The organism is Ruminococcus sp. CAG:379 (genome assembly GCF_000434255.1).
Taxonomy (GTDB): Bacteria; Bacillota; Clostridia; order Oscillospirales; family Ruminococcaceae; genus Ruminococcus_F; species Ruminococcus_F champanellensis.
On record NZ_FR894817.1, the window covers coordinates 1,093 to 1,354 of the forward strand.

Consider the following 262-nt stretch of genomic DNA (forward strand, 5'->3'; position numbering starts at 1 on the left):
CGTAGAGGTTTCGGAAGCCGCCGTTGTGCCGGGAGCATCCGGGGGCGTATCCTCCCCATGCCGCCGGATCACCAGCACCAGGGACAGGATCAGCACCAGCAAAATCCCGATCATGGCGAGGATCAGGTTCCGCTGCCGGCGTTTGTAGACGCTTTTGGGAAGTTTCTTTCGTTTGCGTGTGGATGCCATAGCTTTGCATTCCTTTCTTCTATTATATATGTATATGCACCGGGTGGGATGCGTGGGTTTCGTTTTTGTGACC

The 262-nt window shown here is 55.0% G+C and carries 1 protein-coding gene; it reads right to left on the reverse strand.

The genetic code is table 11. From position 1 onward, the window contains the following. A partial coding sequence (locus QVO51_RS01470) for a hypothetical protein (protein WP_288167721.1) occupies positions 1–189 on the reverse strand: 189 nt, incomplete at its 3' end. Positions 190–262 lie beyond the last annotated feature (73 nt).